The organism is Pseudomonas fluorescens HK44 (assembly GCF_000217955.3).
GTDB classification, from domain to species: Bacteria; Pseudomonadota; Gammaproteobacteria; order Pseudomonadales; family Pseudomonadaceae; genus Aquipseudomonas; species Aquipseudomonas fluorescens_AQ.
Genome location: NZ_AFOY02000014.1, coordinates 22,784 through 39,069, shown reverse-complemented (window position 1 = coordinate 39,069; position 16,286 = coordinate 22,784). Strand labels below are relative to the sequence as shown.

At 59.9% G+C, this 16,286-nt stretch carries 12 protein-coding genes and 3 pseudogenes; 9 read left to right on the top strand and 6 right to left on the bottom strand.

Going from position 1 to position 16,286, the window contains the following annotated elements:
* Nucleotides 1-42 precede the first annotated feature (42 nt).
* Both HK44_RS12240 and HK44_RS12235 read left to right on the top strand, forming a co-directional pair.
* Complete coding sequence (locus HK44_RS12240) at nt 43-2,082, top strand: sensor histidine kinase (protein WP_019693272.1); 2,040 nt, start codon at nt 43-45, stop codon at nt 2,080-2,082.
* 2 nt (nt 2,083-2,084) lie between these two features.
* The gene (locus HK44_RS12235; protein WP_019693273.1) at nt 2,085-2,666 is read left to right on the top strand and encodes a cob(I)yrinic acid a,c-diamide adenosyltransferase; all 582 of its coding nucleotides are present in this window, start codon (nt 2,085-2,087) and stop codon (nt 2,664-2,666) included.
* Nucleotides 2,667-2,810: 144 nt separating this feature from the next.
* Here HK44_RS12235 and HK44_RS12230 read toward each other — a convergent pair whose 3' ends face one another.
* From HK44_RS12230 to secA, 4 genes are all read right to left on the bottom strand, one after another.
* Nucleotides 2,811-3,752 (bottom strand): Nudix family hydrolase, encoded by a 942-nt coding sequence (locus HK44_RS12230; RefSeq protein WP_019693274.1) that lies wholly within the window; start codon nt 3,750-3,752, stop codon nt 2,811-2,813.
* The gene (locus HK44_RS12225) at nt 3,749-4,381 is read right to left on the bottom strand and encodes a glutathione S-transferase family protein (protein WP_019693275.1); all 633 of its coding nucleotides are present in this window, start codon (nt 4,379-4,381) and stop codon (nt 3,749-3,751) included. The genes HK44_RS12230 and HK44_RS12225 overlap by 4 nt, the downstream gene beginning before the upstream one ends.
* Before the next feature lie 96 nt (nt 4,382-4,477).
* Nucleotides 4,478-5,695, bottom strand: a complete 1,218-nt coding sequence (argJ, locus tag HK44_RS12220) for a bifunctional glutamate N-acetyltransferase/amino-acid acetyltransferase ArgJ (protein WP_019693276.1) — start codon at nt 5,693-5,695, stop codon at nt 4,478-4,480.
* A 138-nt stretch (nt 5,696-5,833) separates the two neighbouring features.
* Complete coding sequence (gene secA, locus HK44_RS12215) at nt 5,834-8,569, bottom strand: preprotein translocase subunit SecA (protein WP_019693277.1); 2,736 nt, start codon at nt 8,567-8,569, stop codon at nt 5,834-5,836.
* Nucleotides 8,570-8,875: 306 nt separating this feature from the next.
* Here secA and HK44_RS12210 point away from each other — a divergent pair, with 306 nt between their 5' ends.
* Nucleotides 8,876-9,331 carry a DUF721 domain-containing protein gene (locus HK44_RS12210; RefSeq protein WP_019693278.1) on the top strand — a complete coding sequence of 152 codons (456 nt, stop codon included), beginning with the start codon at nt 8,876-8,878 and terminating at the stop codon, nt 9,329-9,331.
* Nucleotides 9,332-9,419: 88 nt separating this feature from the next.
* Nucleotides 9,420-10,447 (top strand): annotated as a pseudogene (locus HK44_RS30500) (IS110 family transposase).
* Between the two features lie 300 nt (nt 10,448-10,747).
* Here the strand turns inward: HK44_RS30500 and HK44_RS12200 are convergent.
* Nucleotides 10,748-10,855, bottom strand: a pseudogene (locus tag HK44_RS12200) (hypothetical protein); the annotation flags it as partial.
* Nucleotides 10,856-11,070: 215 nt separating this feature from the next.
* Between HK44_RS12200 and HK44_RS30495 the strand changes: the two are divergent.
* From HK44_RS30495 to HK44_RS12180, 5 genes and pseudogenes are all read left to right on the top strand, one after another.
* Nucleotides 11,071-12,102: pseudogene (locus HK44_RS30495) on the top strand (HAMP domain-containing protein); the annotation flags it as partial.
* A gap of 93 nt (nt 12,103-12,195) precedes the next feature.
* Nucleotides 12,196-12,960, top strand: coding sequence for a methyl-accepting chemotaxis protein (locus HK44_RS30490; protein WP_431357329.1), 765 nt, complete (start codon nt 12,196-12,198; stop codon nt 12,958-12,960).
* A 222-nt stretch (nt 12,961-13,182) separates the two neighbouring features.
* The gene (locus HK44_RS12190; RefSeq protein ID WP_031319434.1) at nt 13,183-14,280 is read left to right on the top strand and encodes a glycosyltransferase family 4 protein; all 1,098 of its coding nucleotides are present in this window, start codon (nt 13,183-13,185) and stop codon (nt 14,278-14,280) included.
* Nucleotides 14,277-15,041, top strand: a complete 765-nt coding sequence (locus tag HK44_RS12185; RefSeq protein ID WP_019693281.1) for a DUF2334 domain-containing protein — start codon at nt 14,277-14,279, stop codon at nt 15,039-15,041. The genes HK44_RS12190 and HK44_RS12185 overlap by 4 nt, the downstream gene beginning before the upstream one ends.
* Entirely contained in the window at nt 15,038-16,033 is a 996-nt protein-coding gene (locus HK44_RS12180) for a lysylphosphatidylglycerol synthase transmembrane domain-containing protein (protein WP_019693282.1), read from the top strand. Before HK44_RS12185 ends, HK44_RS12180 begins: the two co-directional genes overlap by 4 nt.
* Here the strand turns inward: HK44_RS12180 and HK44_RS12175 are convergent.
* A complete protein-coding gene (locus HK44_RS12175; protein WP_019693283.1) occupies nt 16,020-16,220 on the bottom strand; it encodes a hypothetical protein in 201 nt (66 codons plus the stop codon). The genes HK44_RS12180 and HK44_RS12175 overlap by 14 nt on opposite strands.
* Nucleotides 16,221-16,286 lie beyond the last annotated feature (66 nt).

Genomic DNA, 16,286 nt, shown 5'->3' with positions numbered 1-16,286 from the left:
GCGGCTACGCTGCCTTCCTGTTCCTCTTTAGCGACGACCCCGATGCCATTGCGCCAGCGCCTTGAAAACCTGCCGGTCGGCCAGAAACTGCTGGCCGCCCTGTTGGTGCTGTTGACCACCGTGTTACTGGTGGCCAACCTGACCTTTATCAGCGCCGCCTATTGGATCTCCCAGGAAAGCATGGCCCCACAGGCCTTGCAGACCATCGGCCGGCTGGTGGCCAACCCGTCCATCGCCGCCCAGGCGCTCAACTCTCCCGAAGAAGCCCAAAGGCTGCTCAACGAACTCAACAGCTATTCACCGCTGCGCGCCGCAGTGTTGTATGACGGCAAAGGCCTGCGCCTGGCTCAGGTGCAGCACGGCGACAAACTCAAGCTGCCCGAGCACTATCGAAATATCGAGGCCTGGCAGGCCTCCGAGTTTCGCAGCAATCAGCTGATCACCCTGTTGCGCCCCGGCGAGGCGCCCGGCCATCTGCTGCTGGTGGCCAGCAGCGAACTGCCGATGGCGTTCTACACCGGCACCCTGACCGCCAGCCTCGGGATTCTGATTTTCAGCGTGCTGCTGTGGCTGGTGATTGCCCGGCAGATCAAACGCCTGATCACCCGACCGATCCATGAACTCGAAGAATTGTCCCGGCAGGTGACTCGCGAAGAAAACTACGCCTTGCGCGCATCTCGCGGTAACCACGACGAAATCGGCAGCCTTGCCGAAGCCTTCAACACCATGCTCTCGCGCATCGAAGCCCGTGAACAGCAACTCAAGCGCGCGCGGGACGACTCCCAGGCCGCCTACGACCAGGCCCAGGGTCTGGCCGAAGAAACCCGTCATACCAACCGCAAACTGGAACTGGAAGTCCAGGTACGGAGCAAGATCGAAAAGAAACTCACCGGCTTCCAGAACTACCTCAACAGCATCATCGACTCGATGCCTTCGGCGCTGATCGCCCTCGATGAACAGCTCTACGTGACTCAATGGAACCAGGAGGCCAGCGCGCTTTCCGGCACTCGCCTGGACGAAGCGCTGAACCAGCCGATCTTCCTCGCCTTTGAACCGCTCAAACCGTTCCTGCCGCAGCTCAAGGAAACCGTCGAGCAGCACAGCGTGGTCAAGATCGAGCGTGTCACCTGGGTCAAGGACGATGAACCCAAGCATTACGCGCTGACTTTTTATCCGTTAATGGGTGGCGCCGGACGCGGCGTGGTGATCCGGATCGACGACATTACCCAACGCTTGTCCCTCGAAGAAATGATGGTGCAGTCGGAAAAAATGCTCTCGGTCGGTGGCCTCGCCGCTGGCATGGCCCACGAAATCAACAACCCCCTGGGAGCGATCCTGCACAACGTGCAGAACATTCGCCGACGCTTGTCGGCCGACCTGCCGAAGAACATCGAAACCGCCGAACAGATGGGCATCGAACTGGACAGCGTCAATCGCTACCTGCAAAGCCGCGAAGTACCGCAACTGCTCGACGGCATTCAACAGGCCGGCGCCCGGGCGGCGAAGATCGTCACCCACATGCTCAGTTTCAGTCGTCGCAGCAACCGCCAAATGGCCCCGTGCGACCTGCCGGCACTGATCGATCAAGCCGTGGAGATCGCCAGCAACGACTTCGACCTGGCCATCGGCTTCGACTTCAAGGGCCAGGCCATCATTCGTCAGTTCGACCCGCAGCTGGGGCCAGTGCCCGGCACCGCCAACGAACTCGAACAAGTGCTGCTCAACCTGCTGAAAAACGCTGCCCAGGCGATTCACCAGCGCGAAGACGCCACAGAGCCGGGACGCATCATTCTGCGCACCCGACTGAACCCGCCGTGGGCGGAAATCCAGGTCGAAGATAACGGCGTGGGTATGAGCGAAAGCGTGCGCAAACGCACCTTCGAACCGTTCTTCACCACCAAGGAAATCGGCCAGGGCACCGGTCTCGGATTGTCGGTGTCGTACTTCATCATCACCAACAACCACAAGGGTCAGATGGAAGTGCAATCGACCCTCGGCCAAGGCACGTGTTTCACCTTGCGCCTGCCATTGGCGGGCGCCACCCCGCTCGCCTCTCACGAACTCAAACAACTGGAGCGCTAAGCATGGGTTTTCGCTTGTCGAAGATTTACACCCGCACCGGCGACAAAGGTGAAACCGGGCTTGGCGACGGTCGCCGCGTGCCGAAGGACCATCCCCGGGTCGAGGCCATCGGCGAAGTCGATACGCTGAACAGTCAGCTGGGATTGTTGCTGGCTGGCTTGGCCGAGCAACGCCACGCCCATCCTGGCCTGGCCGAGGTGATCGAGGTGCTTGAACCGTGTCAGCACCGATTGTTCGATTTGGGGGGCGAATTGGCAATGCCGGTGTATCAGGCCTTGAATGCCGCAGAAGTCGAACGCCTGGAAACGGCGATCGATGCCTGGAACGAAGAACTGGGACCGCTGGAGAACTTCATTCTGCCCGGCGGTTCCGCCTTGATTGCCCAAGCCCACGTCTGCCGCAGCCTGGCACGCAGTGCCGAGCGACGTTGTCAGCATCTGAATGCGCTGGAGCCATTGGCCGGGGTTGGCCTGGCGTACATCAATCGCTTGTCTGACCTGTTGTTTGTGGCGGCCCGGCTGATTGCCAAACGCCAGGGGATTGCCGAGATTTTGTGGCAAGCGGCGGCGAAGCCTGAGGCTTAACCAAGCAGAATTCCATCGCCTGTAAGGCCGCCATCGCGAGCAAGCTTTGCTCCTACGGATTGATGTCGTTCACTAATCTTGTGAACAACCCTGCCCTGTAGGAGCAAGGCTTGCCCGCGATGAGGCCCTCAGAATCACCGCCAATCAATCAGGCCAAAACGCCCGAATCCCCGCCACGCCCTGTGCACCCGCTTCCCAGGCTTTTTGCCGTTCGGCAGGCCCTACACCACCGAGCAGAAACACCGGCTTGCTGAAGCCCGCAATCAACTGCGAGGCTTGCTCCCAGCCGAGTGGTGACGCATCCGGATGAGTCTGGGTTGGCTGAACCGGTGACAGGGTGACGAAGTCCACGCCCATCTGCTCCGCCAGGCTCAGCTCTTCAGCGTTGTGGCAGGACGCCGCCAACCAGCGCGACGCGGGCACCGGACGCCCGGCGCTGGCGTATTTACGCAACTGCGCGGCGGTGATGTGCCAACCGGCGGCCGGGAAATCTCCCAACCACTCGAACGGGCCCTTGAGCATCAGTTGCGCCTTGCCGGCACACAAACCCACGGCGTCTACCGCCAGATCGCGGTATTGCGGATCGTAGCCATTAGGCGCACGCAACTGGATCAGCTTGATCCCGCCAGCGATGGCTTTCTGAATACCGCGCAGCAGGGCTGGCGTTTCCAGGCCTTCCGGAGTAATCAGGTAGTCGCCTGGCAGACGTGCAGCCGCCACGATCGGCTGGTTGGCGGCGGGGAACTCATAGTCGCGCAGTTCACGCGCCGTCACCCACGCCAGAGGCTGGCCTTCGGCGCCATGAGGTTCGCCGGTAAACGCCGAGACCTCCCAGACATCCAGCAGCACTTGCTTGTCTGGATAGTCATGCTGAACCTTGATCAATGGCCGAGCGGCACTGACCACAATGCCCAACTCTTCCTGCAGCTCGCGTGACAGCGCGGCTTGCACCGCTTCGCCGTCCTCGACCTTGCCGCCGGGAAACTCCCACAGGCCACCCTGATGCTGGGTATCGGCGCGGCGAGCGATGAGGATCTTGCCGCTGGCATCACGGATAACAGCCGCTGCTACATGAACTCGTTTCACCGCACTATTTCCTCCAGGCCGGCTTTCTGCCAGGCCTTGAAGGCTGGCCATTGGTAAATCGCTTCAACATAGGCCGCATCTACCGCCGGTAGCGCGACTTGATAAGTACGCAAGCGCACAGCTATGGGTGCGAAGAAGGCATCTGCCAGGCTTACGCGACCAAACAGGAACGGGCCGGGTTCGGTTGCGACCGCGCGGCATTCAGCCCACAACGCCAGCATCCGCTCGATCTCCACCTGCACTTCAGGCGGCATTGGCGACAACGGCGCATCGTGGCTCAGGTCAAACGGCATGTTGCTACGCATGGCGAAGAAGCCGCTGTGCATTTGTGCGCAGGCCGAACGGGCCTGGGCGCGGGCGGCGATGTCCTTTGGCCAGAGGTTGGCGTTCGGGAAACGCTCGACCAGGTACTCGGCGATGGCCAACGAGTCGGCAATGGTCCCGTGTTCGGTTTTCAGCAACGGGACTTTGCCAGTCGGCGAATGCTTGAGCAGGCGTTCACGGGTGTCCGGCTGGTTCAGCTTGATCAGTTCTTCGGTGTAGGTCGCGCCGGCCAACTCCAGCGCCAAGGCGCCACGCAGTGACCAGGAGGAATACAGTTTGTCGCCGATGATCAGGTGGTAGCTCATGTTCAGGCGCCTTTTGATGAGGGACAAGCGGGAGGCCTGCGGCCTCCATCGCGGGCAAGCCTTGCTCCTACAGAAGCATGACTTGCCCACCATGAATTACGTGCGGTATTCGGCGTTGATTTTCACGTATTCATGGGACAGGTCGGTGGTCCAGATGGTTTCGCTGCAATCACCGCGACCCAGCTCGATACGAATGGTGATTTCTTCGCGTTGCATCACGGCCGAGCCCTGGGCTTCGGTGTAAGTCGCGGCGCGGGCACCGCGGCTGGCAATACAGACTTCACCGAGGAACACGTCGATCTTGCTCACGTCCAGGTTCGGCACGCCGGCACGGCCAACGGCTGCCAGGATGCGCCCCCAGTTGGGATCGGAAGCGAACAGCGCGGTCTTGATCAATGGCGAATGCGCCACGGTGTAACCGACGTCCAGGCACTCCTGGTGATTGCCGCCGCCGTTGACTTCAACGGTGACGAACTTGGTTGCGCCTTCGCCATCGCGAACGATCGCCTGGGCGACATCCATGCACACTTCGAACACCGCCTGCTTCAGCGCCGCGAACAGTGGACCGCTGGCGGAGGTGATTTCCGGCAGTGCGGCTTTACCGGTGGCGATCAGCATGCAGCAGTCGTTGGTCGAGGTGTCGCCATCGATGGTGATGCGGTTGAACGACTTGTTGGCGCCGTCCAGCAGCAGGTTCTGCAACACCTCGCGGGAAACCTTGGCGTCGGTGGCGATGTAACCGAGCATGGTCGCCATGTTCGGGCGAATCATCCCGGCGCCTTTGCTGATACCGGTGACGGTGATGGTCACGCCTTCATACTGGAACTGCCGGCTCGCACCCTTTGGCAGGGTGTCGGTGGTCATGATCCCGGTGGCCGCGGCCTCCCAGTTGTTCTCCGACAAGTCGTCGAGGGCAGCTTGCAGCGCGCCTTCGATCTTCTCGACCGGCAGCGGTTCGCCAATCACGCCGGTGGAGTACGGCAGCACGAGGCTGGCGTCAACGCCGGTCAATTCAGCCAGCTTGGCGCAGGTGCGCTCGGCGGCAGCCAAACCAGGCTCACCGGTACCGGCGTTGGCATTGCCGGTGTTGGTCAGCAGGTAACGTACCGGGCCTTGTACACGTTGTTTGGCCAGAATAACGGGCGCTGCGCAAAACGCGTTCAACGTGAACACACCGGCAACCGTGGAACCTTCGGCGCAGCGCATGACCACGACATCTTTGCGCCCGGGGCGCTTGATGCCGGCCGAAGCGATACCGAGTTCAAAACCGGCAACCGGGTGCAACGTTGGCAAAGGACCAAGACCAACAGCCATGAAAACGCTCCTCTTAATGTAATGTCTGCACCGTCGTCGCCCTGTTCTTTTTAACGTGGCATCGGTGTTTTAAATGGTAAAACGCCGCGACGGCTGATGCCGGTCGCGGCGCGGGTATTTCAATATCTGGCAGAAATCTTAGCTGATCTGGCCGTGACAGTGTTTGAACTTCTTGCCCGAACCGCAGTAGCACAGTTCGTTGCGGCCCAACTTCTGCTCGTTGCGCACTGGAGCGGCAGCGAGGGCCACATCGACCTCCTCACCCAACAACTCCGGCTGTTCGAGGCCAGGGGCTTCGTCGTGCTGGAATTGCATGCGTGCGGCCAATGCCTCGGCTTCCTGACGCAGGCGCGCTTCTTCTTCGACCGGATCTTCGCGGCGAACCTGAACGTGCGACAGCACACGAATCGAGTCGCGCTTGATCGAATCCAGCAGCTCGGAGAACAGCGTGAACGACTCGCGCTTGTATTCCTGCTTCGGGTTCTTCTGCGCATAGCCACGCAAGTGGATGCCGTGACGCAAGTGGTCCATGGTCGACAGGTGGTCTTTCCACAGGTCGTCCAGAACGCGCAGCACGATTTGTTTCTCGAAGGTGCGCAGCGCTTCGGCGCTCGCCTGCTCTTCTTTTTCGTTGTACGCCGCCAGCAGCTCGTGCATCAGCTTCTCGCGCAGGGTTTCTTCGTACAGGTGATCGTCTTCGTCGAGCCATTGCTGGATCGGCAGTGCCACCCCGAAGTCGCTTTGCAGGGCCGCTTCCAGACCGGCAACGTCCCACTGCTCTGGCAGCGATTGCGGTGGAATGTGCGCGCTGACCGTTGCGTTGAGCACGTCCTGACGGAAGTCGGCAATGGTTTCGCCGATGTTGTCAGCGGCCAGCAACGTGTTACGCATGTGATAGATCACTTTACGCTGTTCGTTGTTGACGTCGTCGAACTCGAGCAGTTGCTTGCGAATGTCGAAGTTACGGCCTTCAACCTTGCGCTGAGCCTTTTCGATGGCGTTGGTCACCATACGGTGCTCGATCGCTTCGCCAGGCTGCATGCCCAGGGCCTTCATGAAGTTCTTCACCCGGTCAGAGGCAAAGATGCGCATCAGGCTGTCTTCCAGCGACAGGTAGAAACGGCTGGAACCGGCGTCACCCTGACGACCGGCACGACCACGCAGCTGGTTGTCGATACGGCGCGATTCGTGACGCTCGGAGGCGATCACCTGCAAACCGCCCGACTCGAGCACTTGCTGGTGACGCTTCTGCCAGTCAGCCTTGATCTGGGCGATCTGCTCGGGCGTCGGATCCTCGAGGGACGCGACTTCCACTTCCCAGTTACCGCCCAACAGGATGTCGGTACCACGACCGGCCATGTTGGTGGCGATGGTCAGTGCCCCCGGACGACCGGCCTGCGCGATGATTTCAGCTTCTTTTTCGTGGAACTTGGCGTTCAGAACCTTGTGTTCGATGCCTTCCTTCACGAGCAGGCTGGACATGTGCTCGGACGTTTCGATGGTCGCGGTGCCCACCAGTACCGGACGGCCCTGAGCCATGCTTTCCTTGATGTCGGCAACGATGGCCGCGTACTTCTCGTCCGCGGTGAGGAACACCAGGTCGTTGTAGTCTTTACGTGCCAGCGGTTTGTTCGGTGGAATGACCATCACCGCCAGACCATAGATCTGGTGGAATTCGAACGCTTCGGTGTCCGCCGTGCCGGTCATGCCGGACAGCTTGCTGTAAAGACGGAAGTAGTTCTGGAACGTGGTCGACGCCAGGGTCTGGCTTTCGGCCTGGATGTTCAGGTTTTCCTTGGCTTCGATGGCCTGGTGCAGGCCTTCGGACAGACGGCGACCCGGCATGGTGCGACCGGTGTGTTCGTCGACCAGTACGACCTGACCGTCCTGGACGATGTATTCGACGTTGCGATGGAACAGTTTGTGCGCGCGCAGACCGGCATAAACGTGGGTCAACAGGCCCAGGTTGTGTGCCGAGTACAGGCTCTCGCCTTCAGCCAGCAGGCCGATACGGGTCAGCACTTCTTCGATGTACTGGTGACCGGCTTCGTTGAGTTCGACCTGGCGGGTCTTCTCGTCGATGGTGTAGTGACCGGCCTTGGTGACTTCGCCTTCCACTTCTTCGATATGCAGCTCCAGTTGCGGGATCAGTTTGTTGATCTCGATATAGAGCTTGGAGCTGTCTTCGGCCTGACCGGAAATGATCAGCGGGGTACGGGCTTCGTCGATGAGGATCGAGTCGACTTCGTCGATCACGGCAAAATTGAGTTCACGCTGGAATTTTTCTTCCATGCTGAACGCCATGTTGTCGCGCAGGTAGTCGAAACCGAATTCGTTGTTGGTGCCGTAGGTGATGTCGGCGGCATAGGCGGCACGCTTCTCTTCCGGCGGCTGGAACGGCGTCACCACGCCGACGCTCAGGCCGAGGAATTCGTAGAGCGGACGCATCCAGTTGGCGTCACGACGAGCCAGGTAGTCGTTCACGGTAACAACGTGCACGCCTTTGCCGGACAGCGCGTTCAGGTAAACCGCCAGTGTCGCCACCAGGGTCTTGCCTTCACCGGTACGCATTTCGGCAATCATGCCTTCGTGCAAGGTCATGCCACCAATCAACTGAACGTCGAAGTGGCGCATGCCCATAACCCGCTTGCCGGCTTCGCGGGCAACGGCAAAGGCTTCAGGCAGGAGTTTGTCGAGGCTTTCACCTTTGGCGATGCGGGCCTTGAACTCATCAGTTTTGGCACGCAGCTGATCGTCCGAAAGGGCCACCATTTGCTCTTCGAAGGCATTGACGATCTGTACCGTCTTGAGCATGCGTTTGACTTCACGCTCGTTCTTGCTTCCAAAAAGTTTCTTTAACAAAGGCGCAAACATATCGGCAGGATCTTCCACACAAAGGGATGGAGGGCGGCCCCGTGAGTCGCCCGTGCAGCCCTCATGGCCGCATGCGAACGAGCATTCTACCCGGAAACGATGGTGAGGAAAGTGGCGTTGTTCCACGATACATGCACAGCGCTGTTACGGGGCTCACTTAAAATAAGGGCATTTTGCTGAACTTCAAGCCATTCACGCCAGAAGTTACTCATTGATTTAATGAGTAAAGCGCTCACAAAGCAATGGCTCAGGCGCATCAAGTGCTTTCTGCTACCATGGCGTCTCTGTTACTTCAGGTGTCTGATCATGGCATTTCGCCCTCTTGCGGCCAGAGCACCCGCCGTTCTGCTTCGCGAAGCCAAACCGTTAAAAGCCATTTTCGGCCACGCACAACGCCTGGGTCATTTACAGCGTTTACTGGAAAGCCAGCTGCAGCCCGCTGCCCGTGAACATTGTCATGTGGCGTCATGGCGTGAGGGCAGTCTGTTGCTGATCGTCACCGACGGTCATTGGGCAACCCGTCTGCGTTATCAGCAAAAGCGTCTGCAACGGCAATTGCAGATGTTCGACGAGTTCGCCAGCCTGACGCGAATCCTGTTCAAGGTACAACCACCGACCGTGCAGCAAGGGGCTACCGGCCACACCATGGATCTGTCGAGCGATGCGGCGGCGACCATTCAGGCCACCGCCGACGGCATCAGCGATCCAAAATTGCGCGCAGCGCTGGAACGCCTGGCAGCGCACGCCAAACCCAAGACCTGATGCATTTCCAATAATGAAATGGCTACCCCCGCCGCCCCCTGTGATCGCCCACTAAGCTTTCGCAGGGGGCTCATCGGAGACCGTTGCCATGAACAAAGTAGCTATTGCCGCCATCGATCTGGGAAAACACTCTTTCCATCTACACGCGCAAGATGATCGTGGTCATGAGCTTTACCGCAAAAAGTTTACTCGTGCGGCGCTCATGCAGCACCTGATGAATCTCGAACCCTGCACCGTTGTGATGGAAGCCTGCGGCGGAGCCCACTTCATGGCGCAGGAGGTCGCGAAGCTGGGACATACGCCCAAGCTCATTGCCCCGCATCTCGTACGCCCTTACGTGAAAAGCAACAAAAACGACTTCGCTGATGCCGAGGCGATCTGCGAGGCGGCGACTCGTCCAACAATGCGCTTTGTACACCCCAAAACCCAGGCTCAGCAGCTGCTGGCCATGCTCAACTCGACACGCGATTCGTTCATCAAAGAGCGCACCGCGACCGTCAATCGGATTCACGCAGCGCTTTTGGAGGTCGGCGTCAGTCTGGCCACAGGCTTCAAGCCCATCAAAGAACTGCCCGCTCGGCTTGAAGCGAGTTCAATTCCTGTGCCCATCAAAAAACTTCTGACGAGGTTGCAGGAGCACTTCACCTATCTGGGATGGGCAGATCAAGACGCTGGACAAGGAAGTGGAATGCCAGGCCGCCGAAGATGATCTGGCGGCTCGTTTGATGACCATGCCCTGCGTAGGCCCGATCACCTCCAGCGTCCTGGCTGCCGAATTGGGCGATGGCAAGCAGTTCAAATGCGGCCGAGGCTATTCGGCCTCAATCGGGCTGATACCCAAACCAGCATTCTACGGGCGGCAAGACCGTCCTGCTGGGCATCAGCAAGCGAGGTGATCGCAACCAGCGGCGCCTGCTTGTCCAATGTGCCCGTGTTTACCTGATGCAACTGGACCGACAGAAAGGCTGGCTGGCGGACTGGGTCCGGCAGCTATTGGCCCACCATCACTCCAACCATGTGGTCTGCGCGCTGGCCAACAAGCTGGCGAGGATCGCCTGGGCGATTGCGGCCCACCACACCGAATTCGATGCAGGGCCAGCCGCGATGAACGCCTGACCCTGCTGTCACCCGAGCACCACCCACCTGGTTTTGCGATGCTGGATAACTGATGACGTGAACGGCCAACCGGCCTGACGACAACCCTGAGCTCCCACACGGCTGAAAGGCCGTTCGAATAATTAGGATCGTCGGGCATCGATTCTCATCGAGGCGCGGGGTTGCCACCCCACACAGACGCCGGATAGATGAAAGCAAGCCAAACACGCATCAAAAACAGTATTGCAGAAAAGGGGGTAACCATAGATGTGGGAGCGAGCAAGCTCGCACACATTTTGACCGTGGCCATCCAAAAGATAGTTAGCGGCGTTTGCTGCCGCCAAGCAACGAGCCCATCAAGCCGCGGACCCGTTGTCGCCCCAGCTGATTGGCCGCCTGTCGCATCGCCGACTTCAAGTCCTGCGCCGATAACGAGTGGCAATGAGTCAGGCATTTCGTCGCTCCTGGTTAAGCTTTAGTCCTGTGCAGCCGATAGATACAAGCAAGAGACCAGACCGAAAGTCAGGTCCGATAATTCCCCAAGGAAAGACGGAAATATCAGCTTATGTACGACAGCGCGCAGCTTGCGCGTTTTTTTCAAGCAACACGCCCCAACAATATGACCCTAGCGGACACCACAAGCCATGAACAAAAACCTGCGCTTCAGCCACAAAATCCTGCTTGCAGCCGCGCTCATCGTCATTGCCGCCTTCGCTTCGTTCGCGCTGTACAACGACTATTTACAGCGCAACGCAATTCGCCAGGACCTGGACAATTACCTGCATGAGATGGGCGATGTCACTTCCTCCAATATCCAGTCCTGGCTCGCCGGGCGGATTCTCATGGTGGAAAACCTGGCCCAGAACATCGCCCTCAACCCCGAACACAGCAACGTTGCCAGCCTGCTTGAGCAGAATGCCCTGGCGTCGACCTTCATGGCCAGGTACCTGGGCGATGCCAGCGGTACGTTCATCAACCGCCCGGACTCCAAGATGCCGGACGGCTACGACCCAAGAGTTCGCCCCTGGTACAAAGGCGCGGAAAACAGCAACGGCTCGACGCTCACCGAACCGTATATCGATGCGGCAACCGGCCAGACCATCATCTCCATCGCCACCGCCTCGAAAAAAGCCGGACAAAGCGTGGGAGTGGTCGGCGGTGACCTGAGCCTGCAAACCCTGATCGACACCCTGACCGCGCGTGACTTCGGCGGTATGGGCTATGCCTTCCTGGTCAGTGCCGACGGCAAGATCCTGGTTCACCCGGACAAAGCCATGGTGATGAAGTCCCTCAGCGAGGCTTACCCGAAAAACACCCCGCGTATCGGCGGCGGCATCACTGAAGTCGAGGTCGACGGCAAAACCCGCATCGTCACCTTCACGCCGATCAAAGGCCTGCCATCGGTCAACTGGTACGTCGGTCTGTCGGTGGACAAAGACAAAGCCTTCGCGACGCTCAGCAGTTTCCGCACCTCGGCGATCATTGCCACGATCATTGCCGTGGCAATCATCATCGCGTTGCTCGGCATGCTGATCCGTATCCTGATCCAGCCACTGCACGTCATGACCCGCGCGATGCAGGACATTGCCGACGGTGAAGGCGACCTGACCCGCCGCCTGACCATCCAGAGCCTGGACGAGTTCGGCATCCTCGGCAGCGCGTTCAACCGCTTCGTCGAGCGTATCCACGGTTCGATCCGCGAAGTGTCGTCGGCCACCGAGCACGTCAACGAAGTCGCTCTGCGAGTGGTCAGCGCATCGAACTCGTCGATGCTCAACTCCGACGAACAATCGAGCCGGACCAACAGTGTGGCAGCGGCGATCAATCAGTTGGGCGCGGCAGCTCAGGAAATTGCCCGTAACGCGGCGCGAGCCTCTCATCAGGCCAGCGATGCCCGTAGCCTGGCCGAAGACGGCCAGCAAGTGGTCGACCGCAGCATTGCGGCGATGAATCAGCTGTCGAGCATGCTCAGCGCCTCCAGCACCAACATCGAGTCGCTGAACAGCAAAACCGTGAACATCGGGCAGATTCTCGAAGTGATCACCAGCATCTCCCAGCAAACCAACCTGCTGGCACTCAACGCGGCGATTGAAGCAGCTCGGGCCGGTGAAGCCGGACGCGGTTTCGCGGTGGTCGCCGATGAAGTGCGCAACCTGGCGCACCGCACCCAGGAATCGGCGCAGCAAGTGCAGACCATGATCGAGGAGCTGCAAGTCGGCGCCCGCGAGTCGGTCAGCACCATGAGCGACAGCCAGCGTCACAGTCAGGACAGCGTAGAGATCGCCAACCTCGCCGGTGAGCGCCTGAACAGCGTGACCTTGCGCATCGGCGAGATCGACGGCATGAACCAGTCGGTGGCCACTGCCACCGAGGAACAGACCGCCGTGGTCGAGTCGATCAACGTCGACATCACCGAAATCAACACCCTGAATCAGGAAGGCGTGGAAAACCTGCAATCGACGTTGCGCGCCTGTTCCGACCTGGAGCAGCAAGCGGCGCGGTTGAAGCAGTTGGTCGGTAGTTTCAGGATCTGACGCGCCTTTGAAGGCCCCATCGCGAGCAGGCTCGCTCCCACAAAGGTTCACGGTGAACCTGTGGAAGCGAGCCCGCTCGCGATAACGGCCTGTCAACCACTACAACACCTCACTGACACCCTGCCACACATCCCCAACCGAACATCTATTCTTCATAAGGGTCATCCCTAAGGAGAACAACGGATAGAAGGGAGGGTTATTGTGCATATCGCTGACATCACCATGTTCTACGCACCGGCCAGCGGTGGCGTGCGCACCTATCTGGATGCCAAGCACCGCCGCCTGGGCCGCAAACCGGGGATTCGTCACAGCTTGCTGGTCCCGGGGGCCCGCCTGAGCGAGCAGGACGGTGTTTACAAGGTGCCCGCCCCGGCCCTTCCCTTCGGCAAAGGTTATCGCTTCCCGCTTCGACTGGCGCCCTGGCGCAATGCCCTGCACGACCTGCAACCGGACCTGATAGAAGTTGGCGATCCTTACCTGACAGCCTGGGCAGCGCTGGATGCGCGGCGTGAACTGGATGTTCCAGTGATTGGTTTCTATCACTCCGACTTACCGCATTTGGCGAGCAACCGTGTGGGCAACTGGGTCACACCCAATGTCGAAGCGTATATCCGCAAGCTGTACGGAAATTTTGACCGGGTGCTGACGCCGAGCCAGATCATGGCCGACAAGCTCAGGGGGCTTGGGGTCAAAAACGTTTACGTCCAGCCCTTGGGCGTGGACCTGCAAACCTTCAATCCAGACGCCCGTGATCCGGATCTGCGGGCGAAGCTCAAGATCGCCGAAGACACTCGACTGCTGATTTTCGCCGGGAGAGGCTCCAAAGAAAAAAACATTCCCGTCCTGCTCAATTGCATGAAGCGCCTGGGAAACCGCTATCACCTGCTGCTGGTCGGCGCCTCGGTGTCGGCACAGGTACCGGACAACGTCACGCTGGTCGATGAGTTCTGCCCTGCATCACAGGTGGCCCGGCTGATGGCCAGCGCCGATGCCTTGCTGCACGCAGGCGACCAGGAAACCTTTGGTCTGGTCGTTCTCGAAGCCATGGCCTGTGGCATTCCGGTGGTCGCAGTGGCAGCGGGCGCCTTCAACGAAATCATCAACGAGCACTGCGGCGTACTCTGCGCCCCCAACAATCCGGTGGCGATGGCCAATGCGGTGCGCGAACTGTTTGCACAGCGTAACGATCTCGGTCGATACGCCCGCCGCCATGTCGAACAGCATTACGCCTGGGATTTAGTGGTCAACAGCCTGCTGGGTCACTATTACGCAGTCCTCGGCACCCCCATTGCCGCTACTGAGCAATGGCTGACGCCATGAACACGCCCAGCCTGCTATTGGTGCTGCATGACGTCACCCCGCAAACCTGGGCCGACTATCAGTCGTTTGTCGAAGCGGTGGACGCACTCGGCGAAGTGCCGATGACGTGGCTCGTCGTCCCCGACTTTCACAAATGCCATGATCTCGATAGCCATCCAGATTTTCGTTGCGTACTGACCCGCCGCATCGAGCGCGGCGACGAACTGGCACTGCACGGTTATTACCATTGCGATGACAGCCCGCTAACAGTGCGCCCCCGTGACTGGTTCATGCGCCGGGTCTACACCCATGAAGGCGAGTTCTACAGCCTTTCACAACCGGCTGCGCTCGCTCGTCTGCTCGCCGGGATCGCATTGTTCCGCCGTTACAACTGGCCACTGGAGGGTTTTGTTGCACCGGCCTGGCTGATGAGCGAAGGCACGCGTCAGGCCCTGCGCCAGTTACCGCTGAGCTACACCAGTGATCCGCAGCATCTGTATCGCCTGCCGGATTTCTCCCGGGTCAACGCCCCGGGCCTGGTCTGGAGCGCGCGCAGTGCCTGGCGTCGTGGCGTGTCGAAAATTGTCAGTGCGCAACGCGAACTGCGCTGGCAGCACGCCCCGGTGATTCGCCTGGGCGTACACCCGGTAGACATGCACCACGAGTACTCCCGCACTTACTGGCTGCACACCCTCGAACGCTTGCTCAATGACGGCCGGGTGCCAATGACCAAGGCCCAGTGGCTGCGCACGCAAAGCGCTCAGGTCGGCAGCGCCGCATGAATCGCGTCCTGTGGCTGGTCGCAGCCCTGCTCTGCGCAGTGCTGATCCCCCTATTGCTCGGCGCCAATGAACTATGGCCACGACTGCAGCACTTCCCGCTGACATTGTTGCTGGCGATGCCAGGCATGATCCTGCTCTGCTGGTTCACCAACTCATTGCGCTTGCGCTTGTTGCTGGGTGAACAGCGCAGCCGGATAGGCCGCCTGAAATGCCTTGGGGTGGTGATGTCCACCGAGTTCGCGATTTGCGCGACCCCTGGCGGCGGCGGTGGACCGCTGACACTGATGGCCCTGCTGGCCCGCAATGGCGTGCGCCCGGCCCATGGCAGTGCGGTGTTCGCCATGGATCAGTTGAGCGATTTGCTGTTCTTCCTCTGCGCGCTGATCGCCATCGTGGTGTATGCGCTGTTTCAGCACCTGAGCCAGAACCTGGAGTGGATGCTGACGCTCAGCGCCATTTCGATGGTCGGCGGCCTGTTCGGGTGCGTGCTGGTGGCACGCTACCATCGCCTGCTGATTCGCCTCAGCGGTCGCCTGCTCAAGCACTTCAAGCTCAACGCTGCCACCCGGCGCCGTTGGGCACGCAAGCTGCTGCACTTTCTTGCGGCCTTCACGGAAACACTCAAGTTGCCTGTTCACACACTGATCAGCGTATTTGCGCTGACCTGCGTGCACTGGTTACTGCGCTACAGCGTGTTGTATCTGGCCTTGCGGGGGCTGGGCACAGATCTTCAGTGGGCCTGGAGCTTTTTGATCCAGATGCTGTCGCTCAGCGCCGGGCAGTTCAGCCTGTTGCCGGGCGGTGCCGGCGCGGCGGAATTGACGTCGGCCGCCCTTTTGGCGCCCATGGTGGGGAAATCGACGGCGGCGGCAGCGATTCTGATCTGGCGAGCGGTGACCTATTACTTCTACTTGCTGGCCGGCGCACCGGTATTCCTGCTGATGGCCGGCAAACCACTGCTGAACAAACTGATGAAGTTCAAACAGGCTTAGGGGCGATCTTTTCAGAACCCAGCGTTTCATCACCAACGTCTGGCTTCAACTGCTCCCACAACTGCGCGGCGCCGGGAAACTCCGTGCCGTCTTCAGGGCTCAGCTCATCCGGGTCGTACCGACTCAGACACCCCTCGCCCAACGTCGCGGGGGCTTTGGATGTTGCCTTATCCAGTGGATCAGCCATCTCCCCTACCTCACTCTGAAAAAAAGGGCCTGAAGCGATTGAACGCTCAGGCCCTGTTTTTTCAAT